The 19,830-nt window shown below is 60.1% G+C and carries 20 protein-coding genes and 1 tRNA gene; 8 read left to right on the top strand and 13 right to left on the bottom strand.

What is annotated here, in order from left to right:
* Nucleotides 1-49 precede the first annotated feature (49 nt).
* Complete coding sequence (locus tag U9970_RS07765; protein WP_322763745.1) at nucleotides 50-493, top strand: EamA family transporter; 444 nt, start codon at nucleotides 50-52, stop codon at nucleotides 491-493.
* 127 nt (nucleotides 494-620) lie between these two features.
* Here U9970_RS07765 and U9970_RS07770 read toward each other — a convergent pair whose 3' ends face one another.
* The 3 genes from U9970_RS07770 to U9970_RS07780 all read right to left on the bottom strand — a co-directional run bounded on the left by U9970_RS07770 (nucleotide 621) and on the right by U9970_RS07780 (nucleotide 2,121).
* Entirely contained in the window at nucleotides 621-932 is a 312-nt protein-coding gene (locus tag U9970_RS07770; protein WP_322763746.1) for a hypothetical protein, read from the bottom strand.
* 57 nt (nucleotides 933-989) lie between these two features.
* Complete coding sequence (locus U9970_RS07775) at nucleotides 990-1,292, bottom strand: hypothetical protein (protein ID WP_322763747.1); 303 nt, start codon at nucleotides 1,290-1,292, stop codon at nucleotides 990-992.
* Nucleotides 1,293-1,440: 148 nt separating this feature from the next.
* Nucleotides 1,441-2,121 carry a Coq4 family protein gene (locus U9970_RS07780; protein WP_322763748.1) on the bottom strand — a complete coding sequence of 227 codons (681 nt, stop codon included), beginning with the start codon at nucleotides 2,119-2,121 and terminating at the stop codon, nucleotides 1,441-1,443.
* 161 nt (nucleotides 2,122-2,282) lie between these two features.
* Here U9970_RS07780 and U9970_RS07785 point away from each other — a divergent pair, with 161 nt between their 5' ends.
* The gene (locus U9970_RS07785; RefSeq protein WP_322763749.1) at nucleotides 2,283-3,797 is read left to right on the top strand and encodes a SulP family inorganic anion transporter; all 1,515 of its coding nucleotides are present in this window, start codon (nucleotides 2,283-2,285) and stop codon (nucleotides 3,795-3,797) included.
* 206 nt (nucleotides 3,798-4,003) lie between these two features.
* Here the strand turns inward: U9970_RS07785 and U9970_RS07790 are convergent, their stop codons facing one another.
* The 9 genes from U9970_RS07790 to U9970_RS07830 all read right to left on the bottom strand — a co-directional run bounded on the left by U9970_RS07790 (nucleotide 4,004) and on the right by U9970_RS07830 (nucleotide 12,665).
* Nucleotides 4,004-5,146 carry a sensor histidine kinase gene (locus tag U9970_RS07790; protein ID WP_322763750.1) on the bottom strand — a complete coding sequence of 381 codons (1,143 nt, stop codon included), beginning with the start codon at nucleotides 5,144-5,146 and terminating at the stop codon, nucleotides 4,004-4,006.
* Nucleotides 5,139-5,831 (bottom strand): response regulator transcription factor, encoded by a 693-nt coding sequence (locus U9970_RS07795; protein ID WP_322763751.1) that lies wholly within the window; start codon nucleotides 5,829-5,831, stop codon nucleotides 5,139-5,141. Before U9970_RS07795 ends, U9970_RS07790 begins: the two co-directional genes overlap by 8 nt.
* 43 nt (nucleotides 5,832-5,874) lie before the next feature.
* Nucleotides 5,875-6,546 (bottom strand): response regulator transcription factor, encoded by a 672-nt coding sequence (locus U9970_RS07800; protein ID WP_322763752.1) that lies wholly within the window; start codon nucleotides 6,544-6,546, stop codon nucleotides 5,875-5,877.
* A 20-nt stretch (nucleotides 6,547-6,566) separates the two neighbouring features.
* Nucleotides 6,567-7,214 (bottom strand): Crp/Fnr family transcriptional regulator, encoded by a 648-nt coding sequence (locus U9970_RS07805; RefSeq protein ID WP_254999584.1) that lies wholly within the window; start codon nucleotides 7,212-7,214, stop codon nucleotides 6,567-6,569.
* Between the two features lie 30 nt (nucleotides 7,215-7,244).
* Entirely contained in the window at nucleotides 7,245-7,712 is a 468-nt protein-coding gene (locus U9970_RS07810; RefSeq protein WP_322763753.1) for a hypothetical protein, read from the bottom strand.
* 187 nt (nucleotides 7,713-7,899) lie between these two features.
* A complete protein-coding gene (locus tag U9970_RS07815) occupies nucleotides 7,900-9,540 on the bottom strand; it encodes a peptide chain release factor 3 (protein WP_322763754.1) in 1,641 nt (546 codons plus the stop codon).
* 172 nt (nucleotides 9,541-9,712) lie between these two features.
* Nucleotides 9,713-10,780, bottom strand: coding sequence for a hypothetical protein (locus U9970_RS07820; protein WP_322763755.1), 1,068 nt, complete (start codon nucleotides 10,778-10,780; stop codon nucleotides 9,713-9,715).
* 18 nt (nucleotides 10,781-10,798) lie between these two features.
* Nucleotides 10,799-11,842 carry a ligand-gated ion channel gene (locus U9970_RS07825; protein ID WP_322763756.1) on the bottom strand — a complete coding sequence of 348 codons (1,044 nt, stop codon included), beginning with the start codon at nucleotides 11,840-11,842 and terminating at the stop codon, nucleotides 10,799-10,801.
* Between the two features lie 145 nt (nucleotides 11,843-11,987).
* The gene (locus tag U9970_RS07830; protein WP_322763757.1) at nucleotides 11,988-12,665 is read right to left on the bottom strand and encodes a class I SAM-dependent methyltransferase; all 678 of its coding nucleotides are present in this window, start codon (nucleotides 12,663-12,665) and stop codon (nucleotides 11,988-11,990) included.
* An 87-nt stretch (nucleotides 12,666-12,752) separates the two neighbouring features.
* On the opposite strand from U9970_RS07830, the gene nrdJ reads away from it, so the two are divergent.
* From nrdJ to U9970_RS07845, 3 genes are all read left to right on the top strand, one after another.
* Entirely contained in the window at nucleotides 12,753-15,182 is a 2,430-nt protein-coding gene (gene nrdJ / locus U9970_RS07835; protein WP_407653109.1) for a ribonucleoside-triphosphate reductase, adenosylcobalamin-dependent, read from the top strand.
* A 47-nt stretch (nucleotides 15,183-15,229) separates the two neighbouring features.
* Nucleotides 15,230-15,314, top strand: a tRNA-Ser gene (locus U9970_RS07840).
* Nucleotides 15,315-15,452: 138 nt separating this feature from the next.
* Nucleotides 15,453-16,565, top strand: coding sequence for a site-specific integrase (locus U9970_RS07845; RefSeq protein WP_322763759.1), 1,113 nt, complete (start codon nucleotides 15,453-15,455; stop codon nucleotides 16,563-16,565).
* Between the two features lie 143 nt (nucleotides 16,566-16,708).
* Here U9970_RS07845 and rmuC read toward each other — a convergent pair whose 3' ends face one another.
* Complete coding sequence (gene rmuC / locus U9970_RS07850) at nucleotides 16,709-18,148, bottom strand: DNA recombination protein RmuC (protein WP_322763760.1); 1,440 nt, start codon at nucleotides 18,146-18,148, stop codon at nucleotides 16,709-16,711.
* Nucleotides 18,149-18,362: 214 nt separating this feature from the next.
* Between rmuC and U9970_RS07855 the strand changes: the two genes are divergently transcribed.
* From U9970_RS07855 to U9970_RS07865, 3 genes are all read left to right on the top strand, one after another.
* Nucleotides 18,363-18,611, top strand: a complete 249-nt coding sequence (locus tag U9970_RS07855) for a DUF1651 domain-containing protein (RefSeq protein ID WP_322763761.1) — start codon at nucleotides 18,363-18,365, stop codon at nucleotides 18,609-18,611.
* A 343-nt stretch (nucleotides 18,612-18,954) separates the two neighbouring features.
* Nucleotides 18,955-19,362 carry a hypothetical protein gene (locus tag U9970_RS07860; protein WP_322763762.1) on the top strand — a complete coding sequence of 136 codons (408 nt, stop codon included), beginning with the start codon at nucleotides 18,955-18,957 and terminating at the stop codon, nucleotides 19,360-19,362.
* A gap of 224 nt (nucleotides 19,363-19,586) precedes the next feature.
* The gene (locus U9970_RS07865; RefSeq protein WP_322763763.1) at nucleotides 19,587-19,790 is read left to right on the top strand and encodes a hypothetical protein; all 204 of its coding nucleotides are present in this window, start codon (nucleotides 19,587-19,589) and stop codon (nucleotides 19,788-19,790) included.
* The last annotated feature ends 40 nt before the right edge of the window (nucleotides 19,791-19,830 follow it).

Consider the following 19,830-nt stretch of genomic DNA (forward strand, 5'->3'; position numbering starts at 1 on the left):
TACTTAGCTAGAATGAAAACTTAATGACCGATACGGACAGTAGATTCAAATGAGCCCGTTTTCAGCCATACCCCTTTGGTTTACATGGGCTTTATTTTCAGCAATTTTCGCTAGTGCGTCTGCAGTACTCGGAAAAATAGGACTTGAAAATGTTGAAGCCGACTTAGGCACCCTTATCCGCACAGGAGTCATATCAATATTCCTACCATTGCTAATAATTGCAACCGGAAAATGGAGCAATCCATTTGAACTATCTCAACAGACTTGGGTATTCATAACCCTTTCAGGCATAGCTAGTGGCCTGTCTTCATTCTGCTTTTTTAGAGCCTTGAAACAGGGAGATGCATCATTAGTAGTACCCGTTGATCGCCTGAGCCTGTTGCTAGTCGCTCTTATTGGCTTCGCCTTTCTTGGCGAACGCCCCTCGGCCATTGGCTGGACAGGACTATTACTCATCGGCGGAGGCGGATTGCTGTTATCGCTAGCCGAATAGGTTTTAAACTAGACAATACTTCCAGGCGTTGGGAATCATATTATTCGCGAACCTGCAACACCCCAATTTATCGCTACCCGATCCGCAAACTATACTGAAAATATCAAGCTCTATCGAAAATGCAATATTACTCCTGCGCGCTTCCCTCAACTTTCCCAAGGACGTTACCCCATACATCGCCCTTAACATCTCCCCAAACGCTTCCCTCTACATTGCCATTTACATTGCCTAATACGTGGCGACCAACATTTGCGCCAACATCGCGGCCAACATATCCTTCTACACTTCCTTCAACGTCTCCATATATATCGCCGCGGACACTGCCTTGAATGTTTCCCGCAACATCGCCCCAGACATTTGCATTGACTTGGAGAATCCGAAGCTTGCCGTCTACCAGCCCAAAGGTGACAAGCTTATTGATTTCCTCGATCTCAGACATTCTCTTAGATATTAAGTGAACAATGCAGCTTAGCCCATGCGGAGCATTGGCAAAACATTATTCACCGTGACTGCGATCCCATTGCAGCGTCAGCCCAGGTTGCTCTATGCAGGCTATTGCTAGCGGATGACCAACCAGTTCAGAAGAAATGCAGGCTGTTATCAAGCTGCGCAGTAGGGGATAGCGCTCCACCATCGCTGCGTATTCGGGTGAATTGCGATAGGAGTGCTCCAAAAGCCGGTAGTCCTGATCTGGCTGCATCGCACCTGCGGGAGCGCCGTACAAAATCGAAGCGGGCTCTGCCTGGTCCAAGTCCGTTTCAGGCTCGATGGGCCTCAGACCAAATTTTTCGGTTGTCATGGAAATACTGAGTAGGGGCGCTCGGGGTTGCTGCATAGCGCTCCGCTACAAACCTGGCGCAACGGCAAGCCAATGGAGCCTGCTGTCAGCGGGATCAAACAGAAGCAGCTGCCTCAGTGGTTTTGCTGGAGGGCCCTAAGCCCCATTTCTAGACAGCCAATCCATAGGCCTCGCCAGCAGCCGGATCGCTGATTCCCAGCTCCAGGCGCCAATCGCTGATGGGGCGCTCCCAGCCCTCCTCCCAGCGGGCCGCCGCCAGGCAGTGGGCCTGATGGCCGATCGCCATGCCGTGGGCCACCGCCTGGGCTAGCTCCTCATAGCGATGCAGCTGAAAGCGGAAGCTGGCTAGTTGGCCGGCGGTGGTGAGCAGCACGTAGGCGGGAAAGCCGATTTGGGCGGCGGTGATCGCCAGTACCCCACTCTCTCCGGCGGGCATGGTGCCAAAACCAGCCACCACATGGTGGATGTCGTGGGTGGTGGCCACCCGTTGGGTGAGCCATTGGGCCTCGCTAGCGATTGGGCGCGGCCGGAAAAATTCGGGGTCGTAGTTGAGCCTGCGAATCAGTTCGGCGTAGCTGCGGCCCAAGCTCCCCTCTGGTAGCTGGATCAGCCGCTCGATGTCGGGCTGCAGCGGCGGATAGCGCTGCTCGAGCATTTCTGCTCCACCAGCCACCTCCTTAAAGCGCCGTATCGAATCGACCATCTGGGGGCTGTCGATCATGTTGTCGACCAGATCCGCCACGGAGCTCAGATCACCACCGCTGCGGCCAATAGCCGCCAGCAGTTTGAGGTTGTTGGCTGCCCGCAGCAGCTCCCCGAACCGTGACATTAATCATTCTCCGCTGCCACCAGGATGGCCCAGCCCGCTGACGCTGATAGGTTTCTGCCATGGGCAATCCGCCATAGCTCCTTTTTGCAGCACATCCGATCCGGTTGTTGTGTCAGCGCCGGTCTTTTGCGCCGGCAATCCAACTATTGATTTGCAACTCCATGTTCAGACCCCACCGCGATGTCCTGGCTGGTCTTGTGGTGGCCTTCGCCATGATTCCAGAGGCCATTGCTTTCTCCGGCATCGCCGGCGTTGATCCACGCGTTGGCCTTTTTGGAGCCTTCATCCTGGCCGTCACTCTGGCAGTAGTGGGCGGGCGCAGCGCCATGATTACCTCCGCCACCGGCTCCACTGCCCTGTTGATGACGGGCCTGGTGCAGCAGGGCGAGGGGCTTGGCGCGGGCTTGGGCCTGCAATACCTGCTGGCCGCCGGGATCCTCACCGGCATCCTGCAGATCGCCTGGGGCTACCTGCGCCTGGCCCACCAGATGCGCTTTGTGCCCCAGCCCGTAATGGCCGGCTTTGTTAACGCCCTGGCAATCCTGATCTTCCTGGCCCAGTTGCCCCAACTTGGCTTGGATTTCTTCCACCCAGACAAGCAAGCGATCAGCGCCGCCCAGCTGCCGGCGGTGTACGGCCTGCTTGCCCTCACCCTGGCGATCATCTACTTGCTGCCACGGCTCAGCACCGTTGTGCCCTCAGCGCTGGTGGCAATCCTGCTCAGCACAGGGCTTTCGATTCACCTAGGGCTGGATGTGCCCACGGTGGCATCCCTGGGCATCCTGCCCAGCGGCCTGCCCCAGTTTGGCCTGCCCCAGGTGCCCTTCAACCTCAGCACCCTGGGGCTGATCCTGCCCACCGCCTTGGCGATCTCCTTGGTGGGTCTGATGGAAACCTTCCTCACCCAGGACATCCTTGATGACCTCACCGACAGCAGTAGCTCCAAAAACATTGAGGCCCGCGGTCAGGGCATCGGCAACATTGTTAGCTCCCTGTTTGGTGGCATGGCTGGTTGCGCCCTTGTGGGCCAGTCGGTGATGAACGTGGGCTATGGCGGCCGCAGCCGCCTATCGACCTTGACCTCAGGCGTGAGCCTGCTGGCGATGATTTTGCTGGCAAGCAATTGGGTGAATCAGATCCCGATGGCCACCCTGGTGGGGGTGATGGTGATGATCGCCATCAATACCGCCAACTGGGATTCGATCCGCGCCATTCGCCGCATCCCCAAAAGCGATTCCGCTGTGATGCTGCTCACGGTGGTTGTCACCGTGCTCACCCACAACCTGGCGGTTGGTCTGCTGGCGGGCGTGGCCCTAGCCGGCATCTTATTTAGCCGCAAGGTGGCCAAGGTGATTGAGGTGAGCAGCGAGCTTTTAGCTCCAGATCATCGGCTTTACAGGGTGCGGGGTCAGTTGTTCTTCGTGAGCACGATCTATTTCCGCCAAGGCTTCGATCTTCACGACCATCCAGACCGCATCAGCATCGATATGGCAGAAGCCCACATCTGGGACCAGAGCGGTGTAACAGCCCTTGATCAGGTGATCCGCAAAATGAAGCTGAAGGGCAGCTCAGTGGAGGTGCTTGGTCTTAATCCAGAGAGCACCAACCTGTTTGCCCGCATCGGTATCGCCCCTGAGGCGGGCGGGCGAGGGGGCACCCCGATCCAGGTTTCCTAACTCCAAATCCGCTCAGGCTGGCTCCCACTCGATCTTCACCACATCCACCAAGCGATGGCCCTCTCCGTCAATGGCCAGAAAGGTGTCATCGCTTAGCCGCTTTAGGAATTAGCGCTCAGCCTGAGTGCAGTCTGTCGGATGGGATGGATCAATCTCGGGAGCCCAAAAATGCATGGCCTCAAGCCCTTCGCCTATACCTAATCAAGCTAGCCAGGGCAGGCGGTGTCGACTACGCCCGGCAGGATCATCTCAAGCACGGCGCCTCCTTCAGCCTGGTTGCTGGCCTGGATCCGGCCGCCGTGGGTAACGGCGATCTGCTGCACGATCGACAAGCCCAGGCCACTGCCGATCCGTTTACTGCGGGCCCGAGATGGATCACCTCGGTAAAAGCGCTCAAACAGATGGGCGAGGTCGTCTTCGCTAAGCCCGGGGCCCTGATCCGCCACGCTCAGCTGGCACCACTCACCGCGGCGATCGAGGCTGACCCGCACCACCCCCCCATCGGGGCTGTAGCGCAGGGCGTTATCAAAAAGGTTGAGCAGGGCCCGGTGCAGGCGGGAATTGTCGCCGCTCAACCGCAACTGCGCTGGTGCAACTAGCTCAAGAGCTATCTGGCGTTGATCTGCCAGCGGCCGCACGCTGGCCCATACCTGCTCCACCAGCTGGGGCAGATCCACCACCATGGCCCGTGGGCCCGTACCCGGCAGGGTGTTTTCCAGGCGGGAGAGCTCCAGTAGGTCGCCCACCAGCTCCTGCAGCCGCAGCAATTCCCGCTGCAACCGCTCCACCAGCCGCGCATTCTGGCTATTCACCTGGGCAGCGAGGCTGTCGCCCACCAGCAGCAGGGCGGTGAGGGGGGTTTTCAATTCATGGGCCACATCACTAACCCAGCGCTCCTGCTGCTCGAGCTGGGCATCAAGGGAGCGGCGGCTCTGCAGTTGCACCACCAACCAGCCATCTCGTCCCGGCACCACCATGGCGTCTAGGTCATGGCCGCCGGAGTGCAATTCCAGCCGCTGGGGGCGATCCTGGCGTCGGGCGATGCGGATGCTGCTGGCTAGGTCTGGATCTGGGCAGACATCACCAAATGGCTGGCTGAGCAACAGGCGGCCGGCATCAAGTTGCAGGATCCGCTCCGCCCTTGGGTTGATATGGCCGATCAGGCCCTGACGATCCAGCAGGATCCAGCCGATGGCGGCGGAATCCATCCAGCTCAGCAGCTGCCGGGGTGGGGGCAGGGCCCGGTTTAGGCCAGAGCGGCGCCGCCAGGAGACAATTACCAAGCTGCCAAGCAGGCCGAGCCCGATGCCCAGGCTCAACGCGAGCAGCAGCTCAAGGGCTCTAGCCAAAGCGATAACCAAAGCCCCGCACCGTGATCAGATGCACCGGGGCTGATGGACTCTCCTCCAACTTCTCCCGCAACCAGCGAATGTGCACATCAACGGTTTTGCTGTCGCCGATATAGTCGATACCCCAAAGTTGCTCCAGCAGCTGATCGCGGCTCCAAACGCGCCGCGGATTTTGCATAAACAACTCCAGCAATCGATATTCCTTCGGCGATAGGTTTACCTCCACCCCGTCCCGGGTTACCCGGCATTCGTCCTGGTAGATGCAGAGATTGGCGTGCTCCAGCACCTTGGCCCGGCTGGTCTGGCTAGAAGAGCGCCGCAGCAGGGCCCGGCACCTAGCCACCAGCTCCCGCATGCCAAAGGGTTTCACCAGGTAGTCGTCGGCACCCACCTCCAGCCCCAGCACCCGGTCGGTTTCGGTGTCGCGGGCACTCACCACCAGAATCGGCGTTTGGTTGCTGTGTTGACGCAGCTGCCGGCAGACATCCAGCCCGCCCAGCCCCGGCAGCATCAAATCCAGCACCACCAGGGAAAATTGTTGGCCATCGGGCGCCCGCTGCAGCATTTGCAGGGCGTCGCGGCCATTGCCACAGGCCTGGACGCTGAAGCCCTCCAGCTCCAGGGCTTCGCGGATCGTTTCGCGAATCGTTTCGTCGTCTTCGACTACGAGCAAGGAAGGCTGCATGTCTCCATTCTCGCCGGCCAGCTCAACCCCCCAGAAAGTTGCTTCAACCACAGCGGTAACCCTGGCCGCGAACCGTGGTGATCAAGCTGGGTTGGGCGGGATTTTCCTCCAACTTGAGGCGCAGCCAGCGGATGTGCACATCAACGGTCTTGGGATCGAGCTCCACGGCCTCGCTTTCTCCCCACACCCGAGCCAGCAGCTCATCGCGACTCCAGATCCGGCGTGGATGCTTCAAAAAGAAGTGAAGCAGTCGAAATTCCCGGGGCGACAGGCTCACTTCGGCACCATCGCGGCAGACCCGGTGTTCCGCCACAAGCATCGAAACCCGGCCGCAGCGCAGGGCAGGCATGCTTTCCGAGCCGAGTTGGTGGCGGCGCACCAGGGCCCGGCAGCGGGCTAAGCATTCCGCCAGGCCAAAAGGGCTGGTCAGCACGTCATCGGCACCGTCTTCCAGGCCCCGCACCCGGTCGGTCTCGGAGACTCCAGGGCAGAGCAGCAGCACCGGAATCGGCCTGCGGGCTGAGCGCACCTGGCGGCACAACTGGCGGGCTGGTTCGCCCAGGCTGCCATCCAGCACAACCAGATCCCAGTTGAGGTTTGGCACCAGCTTGGAGCTCGCCTGCTCTGCATCAGGGCAAACGGTCACTTCGTAGCCCTCCTCGCCGAGCTGTTGACGCAGGCAGGTGGCTGCGGTGCAGTCGGAGTAAACGAGCAACAGCCGTATGAACGGCTGCTTCATCGATGCTGGTTGCGCTGCTGAGGGAGATGGCTCACCACCAGCCGCCGCTGGCTGTCGATGTGGAGCCAGCCCTCTTCGCGCAAGGCGCCGAGAATCCGGGTCACGGTGACCCGGGTGGTGCTGAGGGTGCTGGCTAGCTCCTGGTGGGTGAGCTTCACCTGAAGGCGCAGGCCCTGTTCGCAGGGCTGGCCGTAGTCGTTGGCGAGCAGCTCTAGGAAGCCGCGCACCCGATCTTCGATGCGGCGCAGGCCGAGCAGGGCCAGTAGGGCCTCACTCTGGCGGTAGCGCGAGGCCATGCCCTGCAGCAGGCCCATGGCCAGATTGGGCGAGCGCTGAATTTCGTCGCAGCTGACGCAGAGCAGGTCGCTGTCCACCAAGGTGTTGGCCGAGTAGGCCTCAACATTGGTGAGGGGATCGCCGAAGGGCTCGTTAGGGCCGGCTAACCCCAGCAGCAACTCATCACCATGGATCGAAATCGCGGTGAGTTTCACCATGCCTCGCACCACCAGCCAAACGCTGCGCTTGAGCAGGGGCACCTGGCTTCCCGCCGCAAGGTGCACCAGGCTGCGCTTCTCGTAACTGGTCTCAAGCAGGTCGCGGAAGCTATCGCTGCGACCCGGCTGAAGAGAGGGCGTGAACACCATCGAGGAGCAAGCCAGTGGGCTGGCACAACGCTATGGAGCCAGCTGCGCCGCCAAGCAAAGGCTCGGTAGTCCCCGGTTTAAGACCCGGTTAGGGCTGGTGGAGGTGATGTTGGTGGTAGTGGCGCCCCTAGAAGTCGCCAGCGAAAGCACCAGCGGGCAGGCTGGATGGAGGCGGCGGCGGCAGGTCTGCCAGGCCTTGTCGCGGAATCGTGGCCATCGCTGCCAGGCTGGGGCAGGGCAGCAACCGCCAGCAACACGGTGATGGTGGTTGCCACCAGGGGCACCAAGGCGGTTAAGAGCCTTGGTTGTGCAGCGCTTGGCTGCTGCATCAGGGGTTGGCGCAATGACGCAGCTACCGCCAGGAACGGCGACCAGGGGCAAACCAGCGCCACCAAAAGGCACTCCTACAAATCCCACGGTGAATACCGCCACCGATAAAACCAGCAGGGGCACCACTACCGGACCGCAGGCCTTCCACAGGGACAGGAAGGAGGCCATGGCTAGTTGGCAACTGGGGAGAGGATATGGAGCGCTATGGGCCGCCGCCGGTATCGCCCCTGCTGGACATGGGCTCGTGCGCCTGAACGGCTTAAAGGTTGATCGGCTTAAAGGTTGATCGGCTTAAAGGTTGATCGGCTTAAAGGTTGATCGGTTTATAGGTTGATCGGTTTATAGGTTGATCGGTTTATAGGTTGATCGGCTCCACTCCGCTCACCACCGGCGCCACGGCGCTCAGCTCCAGTTCCGGGTGCTCCTCCGCCAGCTGACCCAGATTCCAGCTGTTCTTGAACAGCAGCACCGGCCGGTTCCAGGCATCTCGCACCGTCTTGCAATTAAAGATCCGCCCCACCTGCTCCAGCGCTGGCCAGCCGCCCGCCACCCAGCGAGCTACCGCAAAACCAAGCGGTTCAAGCCGCGTCTGCACGCCGTATTCGTGCTCAAGCCGGTATTGCACCACCTCCAGTTGCAGTTGGCCCACCGCCGCCAGAATTGGATCGCGCTTGCTTTCATCTGTGTCGTAGAGGATTTGCACCGCCCCCTCCTCGCGCAGCTCATTGACGCCCTTGCGGAAACTCTTGAACGCCGATGGGTTGGGGTTGCGCAACCAGGCAAAGATCTCCGGCGAGAAGCAAGGAATCCCTTCGTATTCCACCTTCTGGCCTAGATAAAGGGTGTCGCCAATGGCGAACATGCCCGGATTATTGAGGCCGATCACATCGCCGGGGTAGGCGTCCTCCACCACCTCCCGGTCCTGGCCAAACAGCTTCTGGGGCCGCGATAGGCGAATGGCCTTGCCGGTGCGGGCGTGCTGCACTGTCATGTCCTTTTCAAACTTGCCGCTGCACACCCGCACAAAGGCCACCCGGTCGCGGTGGCGCGGATCCATGTTGGCCTGCAGCTTGAACACAAAGCCGCTGAAACCGGGGCCGATCGGATCGATCTCACCGGCATTGCTGGCGCGGCCCACCGGCCTCTGGGCTAGCTCCAAAAAGGCATCAAGAAACGGCCTCACGCCGAAGTTGGTCATCGCCGAACCAAAGAAAACAGGGGAGAGCTCACCGGCATGCACCAGCTCCATGTCGAGGTCGGCGCCAGCCCCCTCCAGTAACTCCAGTTCCTCCAGGGCCTGAGCCAGGAGCTCCGGCTCCACGGCCCCCGTATCGCGAGCCTCCTGCACCGTGAGCAGCTTTTCCTCGCTCTGGCGGCCGCGCTCGGCGCGCTGAAACAGGATCACGTCGTGGCTGCGGCGATCGATCACGCCGCGAAAGCGGTCGCCGCTGCCGATCGGCCAGTTCACCGGCCAGCAGGCCAGGCCCAGCTCCTGCTCGATCTCATCGAGCAGCTCCAGGGGCTCGCGCCCCGGCCGATCCATCTTGTTGATGAAGGTGAAAATCGGGATGCGCCGCATGCGGCACACCTCAAACAATTTGCGCGTCTGGGGCTCCAGGCCCTTGGCCGCGTCCTCCAGCATCACCGCGTTGTCGGCGGCGGCCAAGGTGCGATAGGTGTCTTCTGAGAAGTCCTGGTGGCCGGGGGTATCCAGCAGGTTGATCGTGCTGCCCGCATAGTCGAACTGCAGCACCGTTGAAGTGATCGAGATGCCGCGCTGCTTCTCCAGCTCCATCCAGTCGGAGGTCACCTTGCGCTGCTCCCCCTTGGCCTTAACGGCGCCGGCCTGTTGAATCGCGCCCCCGTAGAGCAGCAGCTTCTCGGTGAGGGTGGTCTTGCCCGCGTCTGGGTGGGAAATGATCGCGAAGTTGCGCCGCCGGGCCACGGCCTCGGCCAGGGCCTGCAGTTCGGGAGGGTTGTTGCTGCTGGTGGTCATCGGCCCAGCCTGCCAGGCAGGGTCAGCTCAGCACAGCGGGGCAAAAAAAGATCCCTCACACAGCACTGCCGCAGAGACCGGGGGATCCGTGGAGCGGGGCAGCCGATCCGCGGCGAAGGGGTCACCAGGACGATCCCAGCAGGGCCTGTACCGGTCCAATGCGCCGGAGACCTCAGCACAGGGGAGCAAAAAAGGATTCGTTGCAGAGAATTTCTGCAGACATGGCGGCAGCATTGGCGTTGGCCCTGGGAATCCGGTTCCAGGGGACCAACCAGGCTGAGGAGGGAATCTCAGCTCGAACAGCCTCGGTCGCCGGAGTGGACAGCACCAACATGCGCCGCTCACGCAGGCGCAGGTGGCGTTTCAACCAGGGGGTAAAAAATCGCTGTTGCAGCAAACGCTGCAAGCTGCCATCGGCCATGGCACGCTCAAAACCAAGCTCGAGAGCCTTCAGTAGACGGCGATTATGCTTATTTACCACAAATACAAAGGCATTGGGGTAAGCAATCAAGAGCGTGGAGTCAATCGAGACATTCGAAAAACCTCCCTCTTTGGCACCCTTGCCACACTCCTCTTCCACACTCACTATTCCACGCGGCAGGTAGTCAACGCGACCCTGGTCTAGCAAATTTAGATAGGAACCAGCCGCAACTTCATATACAGGCAAACCGTTGTCAGCCAGCACGTCAGCATCCATCCAACCCAACCCCTGCACCGCCAAGTAGGGCCGCAGACCATCGATAGTGTTTACCGATCCAAAACGGCTCTGATCTAGTTGATTGACGCAGAGAAGGCGGAGCCCCAGCAGACCGCCATCAGCAGGAAATGGAATGCTAATTACTCCGTTACCCTGGGCATCCATGGCGCCAAACATAGCGACGGTAAGACCTTGGGGATTGGTTCGCGTTGGTCCGGTTGAAGCGGCGAGATGCTGCTCAGCTTTCAACTCATCCAGGGCTTCCGCTGAATAGCCCATGGCATAGCGCTCACCACTGCGAGAAAGCACCAACTTCAATACAATATAAGGCAACGACTGTTCGTCATACCAGGGGGTGCGCATAACCACCACAGGCATAACTCCCTCCGGCAGGGCACGCTGCTCATCCACCGTGAGTATCCAGTCATTCTCGATAGTGGAACGGTCGGCAAGTTTGGCGCGGATCAGCATGCCTGCACCCAGTAACACCAACAGAGACAAGAGCGCCGAGATCAGATCATTCCAGCGAAGAATAGATTTCACTACAGAAAAGCCATCGGGTCAAGAAAAGACATTTGCTGGGGTGATCCAGTAAATCGCCAGCACGGTAGCCAACACGTAGCTGGGCAGCAACAGTGGTCGCAATGCCTTCACTATGTTCTCAGTAGAGCCTGAAAATATTCGATCCAGAAGTTCATCGGCAATTACAACGTAAACAATTCCAAGGTAAATAATGATCTGAATCTGACCTGCAAAGCCGGAAAGCGCAGAAACAGGAAGCAGCTGCGCCAGAAAAACAGAATTACCGGCTGCAGAGAAAATTGCGCCCAGAATCAGATCGTCACGACTGTGGCGAATTATCAATGCCAGAATGCAAAGAACAACGGCCAAAAAGTCGCCGAGAAAGCTGGACACAAGTGCCAACTCACTGCGGCGATTAATCGCCACAGACAGGTCGACCACCGGCTGAATGGCGATTCCATCGGTGTCCTGTAGCTGCAGACCAAATTGACTGCGCAAGCTCCATGCACTGGAATCTATCTGAAGCGCCGATACCTTCCAGTCATAAAGCAGAAATTCAGGGTCAATCGAGCTGCCCGCCTTGTCCACAGAAAAAACAACATCCTGCTGGAAAGGATTGGCAAAACCGATCCGAATAGGCAAGTTGTGGCGATCAAAGGGGTAGTTATGTAGCCGCCACGGCATGGCAACACGACAGCGCACTTTGTAGAGACTCCAGCTCACCTCGCCCATCTGACTCCTCTCCAGCAGCTCAAAGCGATCAATATCGTTGTCACTGGGAGCATTGAGCACTGCAAGACGATCACTGGGATTCCCGTCTGCAGGACCAGACCAGCGGGTCCAGAGGAAAAACTCAGCCCCGAACTGATTGGCCAGTAGATTGATGTCATCTATGACAGTGAGATAAACTCCTAGTTGCAATACCCCAGGCTGTGGAAGCTCAATCTGGGAAGAAGCCACCTGCTGGGGAATTGCCACAGCAGCAACTGAGGTGGATGAAACATCGGAGGGCATTAACCGGGGAGCCAACCCATCTGGCCTAAAACCGGCCCAACCGGCGCTTGCCAGAACGAGAGCAAGCACGAGCGCCCCCAAGGGCAGCAGCTGGGGCCTACGGCGTCGACGGGGGCGTCGAACTGGCAACAATGGAATGCCCAGGTAGCCATCACTAAGCTACGTCAATGCTGACATTTACATCCACTCCTGTCATCCCAGTCTGCAAGTCCGCTTAGTTGAGCCGGCCCCATACCTCCAGGTAGCGCTCCTGACGCGGCGCCACCTGGAGCTGGGCGGCCAGCCCGGCCTGCTCCAGCTGCTGCTGCACCTCCTCTGGGGTGAAGGCCGCGTAAAGAGAGGCTCGGTAGTCGCGCCGCAACAACTCTGTGGCGCTCGCAATCTTGGCGGCCACCAGAGCCTCAACTGCCTCGGGGCTGGTGGGGCGCCGCAGGTCTTGGACATAAACGAACGCCCCAGGGGCGCCCAGCTGGGCCACCGTTTGCCAGAGGGCAGCCGGATCGTGCAGGTGGTGCAAAAGGCTGTTGCACACCACTGCCGAAAAGTGTGCTTCAAGCTCGCCAGGGGCAGCAAGTGGCAGCAGCGCCAGCTCAAAGCGCAGCCGATCCGCCAGTTCTGGCGGGGCTCCAGCTAAGCGTTCCTGAGCCACCGCCAGCATCCGCGGCGCCCCGTCGAGCCCTAAAACCTTTGCAGCAGGCCAGCGAGCGGCCAGAAGCAAGCTGATGTTGCCCGGGCCGCAGCCAAGATCCAGCAGGGCCGGGCCGGGATCATCACCGCAGAGCTGGGCCAGCCGCTCCACCATCGCCGCATCGGAGGCGGCGAAATCGGCCTGGGCGTAGGCCAGCACCTGGCCTGCCTCGTCCATCAGCTCCGGCTCCGGAACGCGCTGCATCGAAATCAAGATTTCCAGATCCATTGTGGCGCAGTCTTACTGGGCAGCGCACTGTCGCTGGTGTCTACCAGATGTTGCACACCCCACCTGTGGCGTTATGGTTCGGCTCAACTTCGGGCCGTACTGCCTGTGACGCTCTCAGCCACGCCCCCTACAGCCGCCAGTCAGAACGCCGAAGCTGCAGCGGCTGAAAAGGCGTTTGCCGCCGCCAGCGGCAAACCGGCGGGCGAGGCTCTCGATTTCCCAGCCACCGCCCCTGCTGCCAACCCGGTGTTCTACCGGACCTACAGCCGCAAAACCGAGACCGGCCGGGAAAGCTGGCACCAGGTGGCTGAGCGCAACCTCGGCGGCCTGAGCAAGCTGGGCAACCTCAGCGAGGCGGAGGTGGAGCTGATGCGCCGCATGCAGCAGCAGCAGAAAGCTCTGCCTTCAGGGCGCTGGCTGTGGATCGGCGGCACCGAATGGATCGAGCAGCAGCACAACTTCTCCGGCGCCTACAACTGCACCTCCACCAACCTGGTGGACTGGGAAGCCTTCGGTCTGATGATGGACCTGGCCATGATGGGCTGCGGCACCGGCGCCATCATTGAGCCCCACCTGATCGGGCGCTTGCCGGCTGTACGCAACCGGCTCAGCATCGCCGCTGTGACCGATATCGGTGCCACGCCAGCTGGCCAACGCCAGGAGCACACCAGCCACAGCATCGAGGCCAACCGGGTTGCCATCAAGGTGGGTGACACCCGCCGCGGCTGGGTGGACAGCTACCAGCTGCTGCTCAATCTCTGCAGCGACGAGCGCTTTGACCCCGCCAGCCCGATCGAGATCAGCGTCGATCTCTCCGACGTGCGGCCCGTAGGCGAAACCCTCAAGGGCTTCGGTGGCATGGCCAACCCGGTGAAACTCAAAGACCTCTACGGCCGCGTAGCCCAGATCCTCAATAAGGCCCAAGGCCGCCAGCTCACCTCGGTGGAGTGCTGCCTGCTGATCGATGAGGCTGCCGTCACAATCGTGGCCGGCAACATCCGCCGCAGCGCCGGCATGCGCCAGTTCTGCGCCAACGACAACTCCGCCGCCGGAGCTAAGGAGAACCTCTGGCAGCAGGACAGCGAGGGCAACTGGAGCATCGATCCGGAAAGGGATTCGCTGCGCATGGCCAACCACACCCGGGTCTTCCACAACCGGCCCGACCGGGCCACGGTGCTGGAGGCGGTTGTTAAGCAGTTCCAGAGTGGTGAAGGCGCGATCCAGTTCGCCCCAGAAGCCATCGCCCGCTCCAACGCCGACCTGCTGACCACCCCAGAGCTGCGCAAAGAGTTCATCGGCATCTACTGCGACCAAGGGCGAGAGCAAGCCGGCCTCTGGCTCACCACCCACCACCCCGAGATCAGCGCCGCCGAGCTGGAGCACCGCCTGGGCCGCTACGGCCTTAACCCCTGCGGCGAGATCCTCGGCGCCGACTTCCACTGCAACCTGGCTGAAATCCACCTCAACCAGATCGACCCCGCCGATCTAGTCGCCCAGGAGGAGTCCTTCCGTGCCGCCGGCCTAGCCGTGGCCTGCCTGCTCAACCATCGCTTCGAGGTGGAGCGCTACCGCCAAAGCCGCACCTGGGATCCAATCGTGGGCGTGAGTTTCACCGGCCTATTTGACTTCTTTGTGCACGCCTTTGGCACACCCTGGCTCACCTGGTGGGAAGCGGGCCGGCCCAACACGGCCGAAGGCCTGGGCTTCAAGGCAAAGGAGGCCGAATTCCTAGGCCGCTGGAAGCAGATCGTCAATACGGCGGTTTGGGACTACTGCGATCGCCACGGCCTGCGCCGCCCCAACCGCTGCACCACCGTGCAGCCCGCCGGCACCAAAAGCCTGCTCACCGGAGCATCCCCTGGTTGGCACCCCCCCAAGGCCCAGCGCTTCATCCGCCGCATCACCTTCCGCAAGAACGATCCGGTGGCCCTTGCCTGCATGGACTACGGCTACACGATCGTGCCCTCCCAAAGCGATAAGGACGAACATGGTCGCCTGCTGGATGATCCATTTGATCCCCGCTGCACCGAGTGGCTGGTAGAAATTCCCACCGAAGTGAGCTGGGCCAATATCCCCGGTGCCGACGCGGTGGAGATCAACAACTTCTCAGCGTTAGCTCAATTTGACTTCTACATGCAGGTGCAAAAGCACTACACAGCCCACAACACCTCAGCCACGGTGGAGTTCCGAGAAAATGAAATAGAACCACTAGCCGATGCCATTTACCAGGCAATCGATCAAGGCGAGGGCTACATCTCCGCCGCCCTATTGGCCCGCTTTGATGCCAATGCCACCTTCCCGCGGCTGCCATTTGAACCAATCGACCACGCCACCTACCTGCGTCTCAACGCTGAGGTGGCATCCCGTCGCAGCACCACCTGCTTCTTCGAAGCTCTACAGCGCTACGACCGCGGTGAGCTGGTGGAGGCAGGCCCAGCTGGCTGTGATTCAGACAAGTGCCTGCTGCCACTTGCGAAGCCGGGCAACAACTGATCAATTAAGATGAGCTGCTTGGTGTGGCATTGCCGCACCGAGCCTCTGGAGAGGTGGTCGAGTGGTTGATGGCTCTGGTCTTGAAAACCAGCGAAGTGAAAGCTTCCGCGGGTTCGAATCCCGCCCTCTCCGTTTCAATAATAGCCGCAATGCCCAGTCTTAGACTGGGTTTTTTAGTGCTTAGCCGCAAGCCAGCCTGAGGTGTCGACTTGCTGGCTTCCGGACGTTGCGGGATGATTCCGGCAGGTTTACAGGCTCAAAATAGGCTCAGTGGAAGATCTAGTCTCTAAAACCAGCGAGGCGCTGAACGCTCGGGGAATACGCGGCAGCATGGCGGTCTACCGAGGAGGCTTTTACTGGCGCGGCGTTTACACAGACGCGAACGGCAAGAGGGCTCAGCGCAGAGTGAAGCTCGATGTCGCCGCCAATCCGGGCCAGCTGGTTACTGCCGAGAGCAGAGTAATTGAGCTTGCCAGCGCTATATCCAAGACGGGCATCCTGCCAAGCCCACTGCCATGGGTGGCGCCAACGGTGATTCCGACAAACAACAACTACAGAAATCCAGTGACTGTGGCTGCGGCTGTAGCCATGCTCGAAGTCGATTTCTGGAAGGGGAAAGATCGCAGCAACAGCGCAGCGCTTCGTACCTGGCAGCGACTGGAGGCGGAAACCAGGCGACTGCCCCAAGCAGCAACCATCAATACAGATCTGCTAATCGCGGTGGCAGAAACCACGAAATCCAACAGCAGGACAAGGTTGGAAGCCTGCAAGGTGTTCAAGCGTCTGGGCGTCCTCGTCGCCTTGGCAGGGCTGGAGCGTCTCGATGAAATTCGAACTCCGTATGAGCCGAAGGAGCGTGATCTGCCCAGCGAGCCTGATCTGATCGAACTAATGAACGAACTGCCGACAGGGCACAAGTGGTCGTGGCCTACGTGGGCCCTCATTACCTACGGCTGCCGCCCAGCGGAAGTTTTCTCCCTGAAGCCAAAGGCTGATGGCACAGCCGAAGTGCTGACCATAAAGCGGAAAGGGATGCTGCCAAAACGGCGGACGGCCTTAGCCCTGCCGCTGGACGAGAGGACTGAGCCAGAGGACAAAAGGATCTGCCTCATCGGCAGGCCGGAGGAGTACGACAGCCTTGAGGCCAAACGACTCACAGGGGCCTGGGGGAAATGGCTGGTGGCGCGCAGCGATGGAATCCAGCTCTATGACTTGCGGCATTGCTGGGCAATACGCAGCATTCGCCGCAACTTGAACGCCTCTCTTGCAGCCAAGACAATGGGCCACTCCCTGGACGTCCATCACCGCACGTATCACCGCTGGCTCGAACAGCAGGATGTAGCCACCGTCGCCGCCACGCTTAAGCAAGACCCCAAGAAGTAGAGGACGGGGAACAACCAGCCCAGTTCACTCGTCGCCCTTGAGCCACGCGGCCAGCAGCTTGTGGCGGTCCTGGCCGTCGAGCAGCTCTGGCAGCACTGCATCGGGCCCGGCCCAGCCATGGCATCTTGAGCAGTGGTCGGGTTTTAGCTCCCTGCCTGAATCTCCCGCACTGCCTCGTCGATTGTCTCGCCCAGGTTCAGTTCTCCGCCCTGGCCAGCCAACTCGGCGAAGCGGCGACCCTGCGGGAGAAGCCGACCTTGTGCTGATCCCACTGCGTCGTTGAAGCTTTTGTTCAGGCGCGTCAGGTTGACACCTATCGCATTGAACTTATCAATAAAGAGTAGAAAGCGTTTGTGAAGCTCAACAGCCTGCCCCTGAATCTCATCGATGTTCCTTGCGATCTCCGCCTGCTGAATCGTCATCGACAGGCCCTTGAGAATCGCCAACAAGCTAGTTGGAAAAGTGAGGATAATATTTTTGCTAAAGGCATATTCCAGAAGCTGCGGATCACGCTCTAGAGCCATCGAAAGGGCGCCTTCCACCGGGATAAAAAGCACCACGGCATCTACAACCTGGCCGAGGGTGTTGAGCTTATTGGCGTAGTCCTTCTTACTCAGGAGATCGATATGGCTACGCACCTTCCTCAGGTGCTCCTTCAGTGCCGCCTCCCGCTGGCTTTGGTCGTTGGCTTGTAAGGCATCGAGGTAACTCTCAATCGGCGCCTTGGCATCCACGATCAGTCGGCGTGAGCCTGGGATTGTGATCACACAGTCAGGTCGATAAGCGCCCTCGTCAGTGCCCACATGCACCTGCTCATCGAAGTCGCAGTAACTGATCAGTCCCACAAACTCAAGGATGCGGCGCAGGTTCACCTCTCCCCACTGGCCTTTCACATTCGGGGACCGCAGGGCAGAGGTGAGCTGCTGGGCTGCGCTCTGAACGTCTTCACTGCGCTGTCGGAGATCTCTGGTGGTTTCCGCCAGCACTGACAGCTTGGCGTTGGAGTCCTTCTGCAAGTTCTCGACCTGCTGCCGCAGCTGCTGCACCTCCTTTGCGAACGGTTCACTCACCGTTTCCTTGGTACTTTTCAGCAGCGCTTCGCGAGAGCCATCCAGCATCTGGCCACTGAGTGAGCGGAACTGGGTTAACAGATCGGTGCGAGCCTGCTCCAGGAACTGGGTCTGGCTCTCTTGGGAGCGAAGCTTTTCACTGGTTTCGGCCAGGCAGGTGGAAAGCGCCTCGCGTTCCGCTCGGGTCTGCTCCACTAGCTCGTGGTTGGCCAGGTGGGTTCGATGTAGAGCATCGCGCTCTCGTGTCACTGCCTCTAGCTCTGTCCGGCTGATGGCAGCCGCTTCGCGAGCCTGCAGTGCATCCTGCTGGATTCCTTTGAGTTCTGCGCTCTGAATCTCAAGCTGGCGTGAGAAATGCTCCAGTCCCTGATCGGCTTTAAGCAAACGCTCCTCCAGAAGTCGACGCTCCCCGGCGCCATCTCCAGTACTCCCCCGCTGAAACAAGCGGCTGAGGATGAATCCGGCAATCAAGCCAGCCAGCACGCCAGTGATGAAAAGCAAAAAAGGCGCCATCGGGATAAACCGTCTGCTTGAGATTCTCCTTGGTCTCTACCTTGCCCCCCACCATCGCCCTCAACCGCCAGCGGCGGCCTCCAGCGCCATCACCACAGTGCGGCCTGGTCGGCATCCAAGCGTGGCCCCAGGCTGGCCTGACTCCACCTATGGAGACAGCTCCTTGACAGAGCAAGGCGCCCAGGATTAGTACTGGCGTACTAAGGGCAAGGCTATGAAGAAGCAGGCGTGGATACAGGACCCCAGGACCGCCAACACGATGCGGTTCCACTTCGATCCCAAGAGCTGGAGCGCGCACCCGATGTACTTCGTCGATTCAGGCCGCCCACTAACTGGTGAGCCACCGTTGCTCAAGGCCCGGAGCCACATGCGCCGCGATGACGCCAGGAAGCTCTGGCGCGAACTGCAGGGCCAAGGCTGGAAGCAGGTGGAACCCCAGTGGGGCGCTTACGCAGATGTTTGAAGGTGGCATGCGCGGCGTAAATTCGAGGTGCGGGCAGCGGTCACTCGGTTCGTCACTCCGTAGTCCCAGGTCCATAGATCCCCGCGTGCGTGTGGAGATCACGGGGACGCACCCCTGAAGAGGATCACAGGCACGAAGACAACCACTAAAGCGGGGCCGCATAAGACCCGCTCCCTCAAGCTCTGGTCTGGGGCTAGAGCTATTCCCTAGGCTCCAATGACCAGGTAGTCAGACCATGGCAAGTACCCCTGCAACGACTGACAAGCCTGGGACTGGCTCAAAGCGGTTTCCTCTGGTCCACAAGCTTGTCCAGTTCGCTGATCTAAGGCGCTACTACGGGGAGATGCGCGAGGCCCTGAAGGCTTCCAATCGCCAGGCAGGCGCCTACAAGGGGTGGGTCACGCGTTGGAAGAACACGGCCGAAGGACTCGAACTTGAGCGCAAACGGCTTGAAGTGGAAGTCGAGACGCACCTTCACGATAAGAAGGTGCTGTCGGAGCAGCTACGTGCTATCAGCGAGGACTACCAATCGATGGGCACAGTCCTGGCCAAGCTCGAGCACTTCGAGAACGCAGTGGATGAGCTCCGCCGCTTGAAGTTGGTGGTCGACGAGCAGAGCCTGTCTGTCGGTTACTGGTCAGCTAAGGCTCAGAACGACCTTCGCTCAGGCGTGGACGACTTCCTCGAGGCCGTCGACCAGCTCATGGACGACGAATGGGTGGCACCTTCGGAACCCTCCACAGCCAGCTAGTGGCAAAGAAGCTCCTATCCGATCAGTTCCGAGAACAGCTCCAGTCACTGGGCTCAACTCTTGGTGCTCACACGAGGTCGCTTGAGCAGCACTTCGAGAACCAGGAAGCCTTCTTGGCTTTGCGCCACCGTGACCTTGAAGAGACTGCAACGGCAAGCCTTCCCGCGGCCCAGGGCGCTGCAGAAACGTTGGAAGTGGCTCTGGCGCCCCTAGTAAAGGGTGACTTGGCCCTGCTGGCGGTAACCGACCTCAAGCGCCTTTGTTCCCGCGCAGGGCTGAAGGGCTACTCCAAATACAAGAAGGCAGAGCTGGTCTCGCTTCTCAAAGCCAGTGGTGTCACAGCGCCCCCGCTACAGGTGAAGAAGCTGTCCCGTGCCCAACTCGAAGCCATCGCTTCGGCAGTATTGGCTTCAAGGGCTTTGGCGTAGCTCAAAGGTCTGGCACCCTTACCCAATGAACCCACAGGAG

Origin of the sequence: Cyanobium usitatum str. Tous (assembly GCF_963920485.1) — a bacterium.
GTDB lineage: Bacteria > Cyanobacteriota > Cyanobacteriia > PCC-6307 > Cyanobiaceae > Cyanobium_A > Cyanobium_A usitatum_A.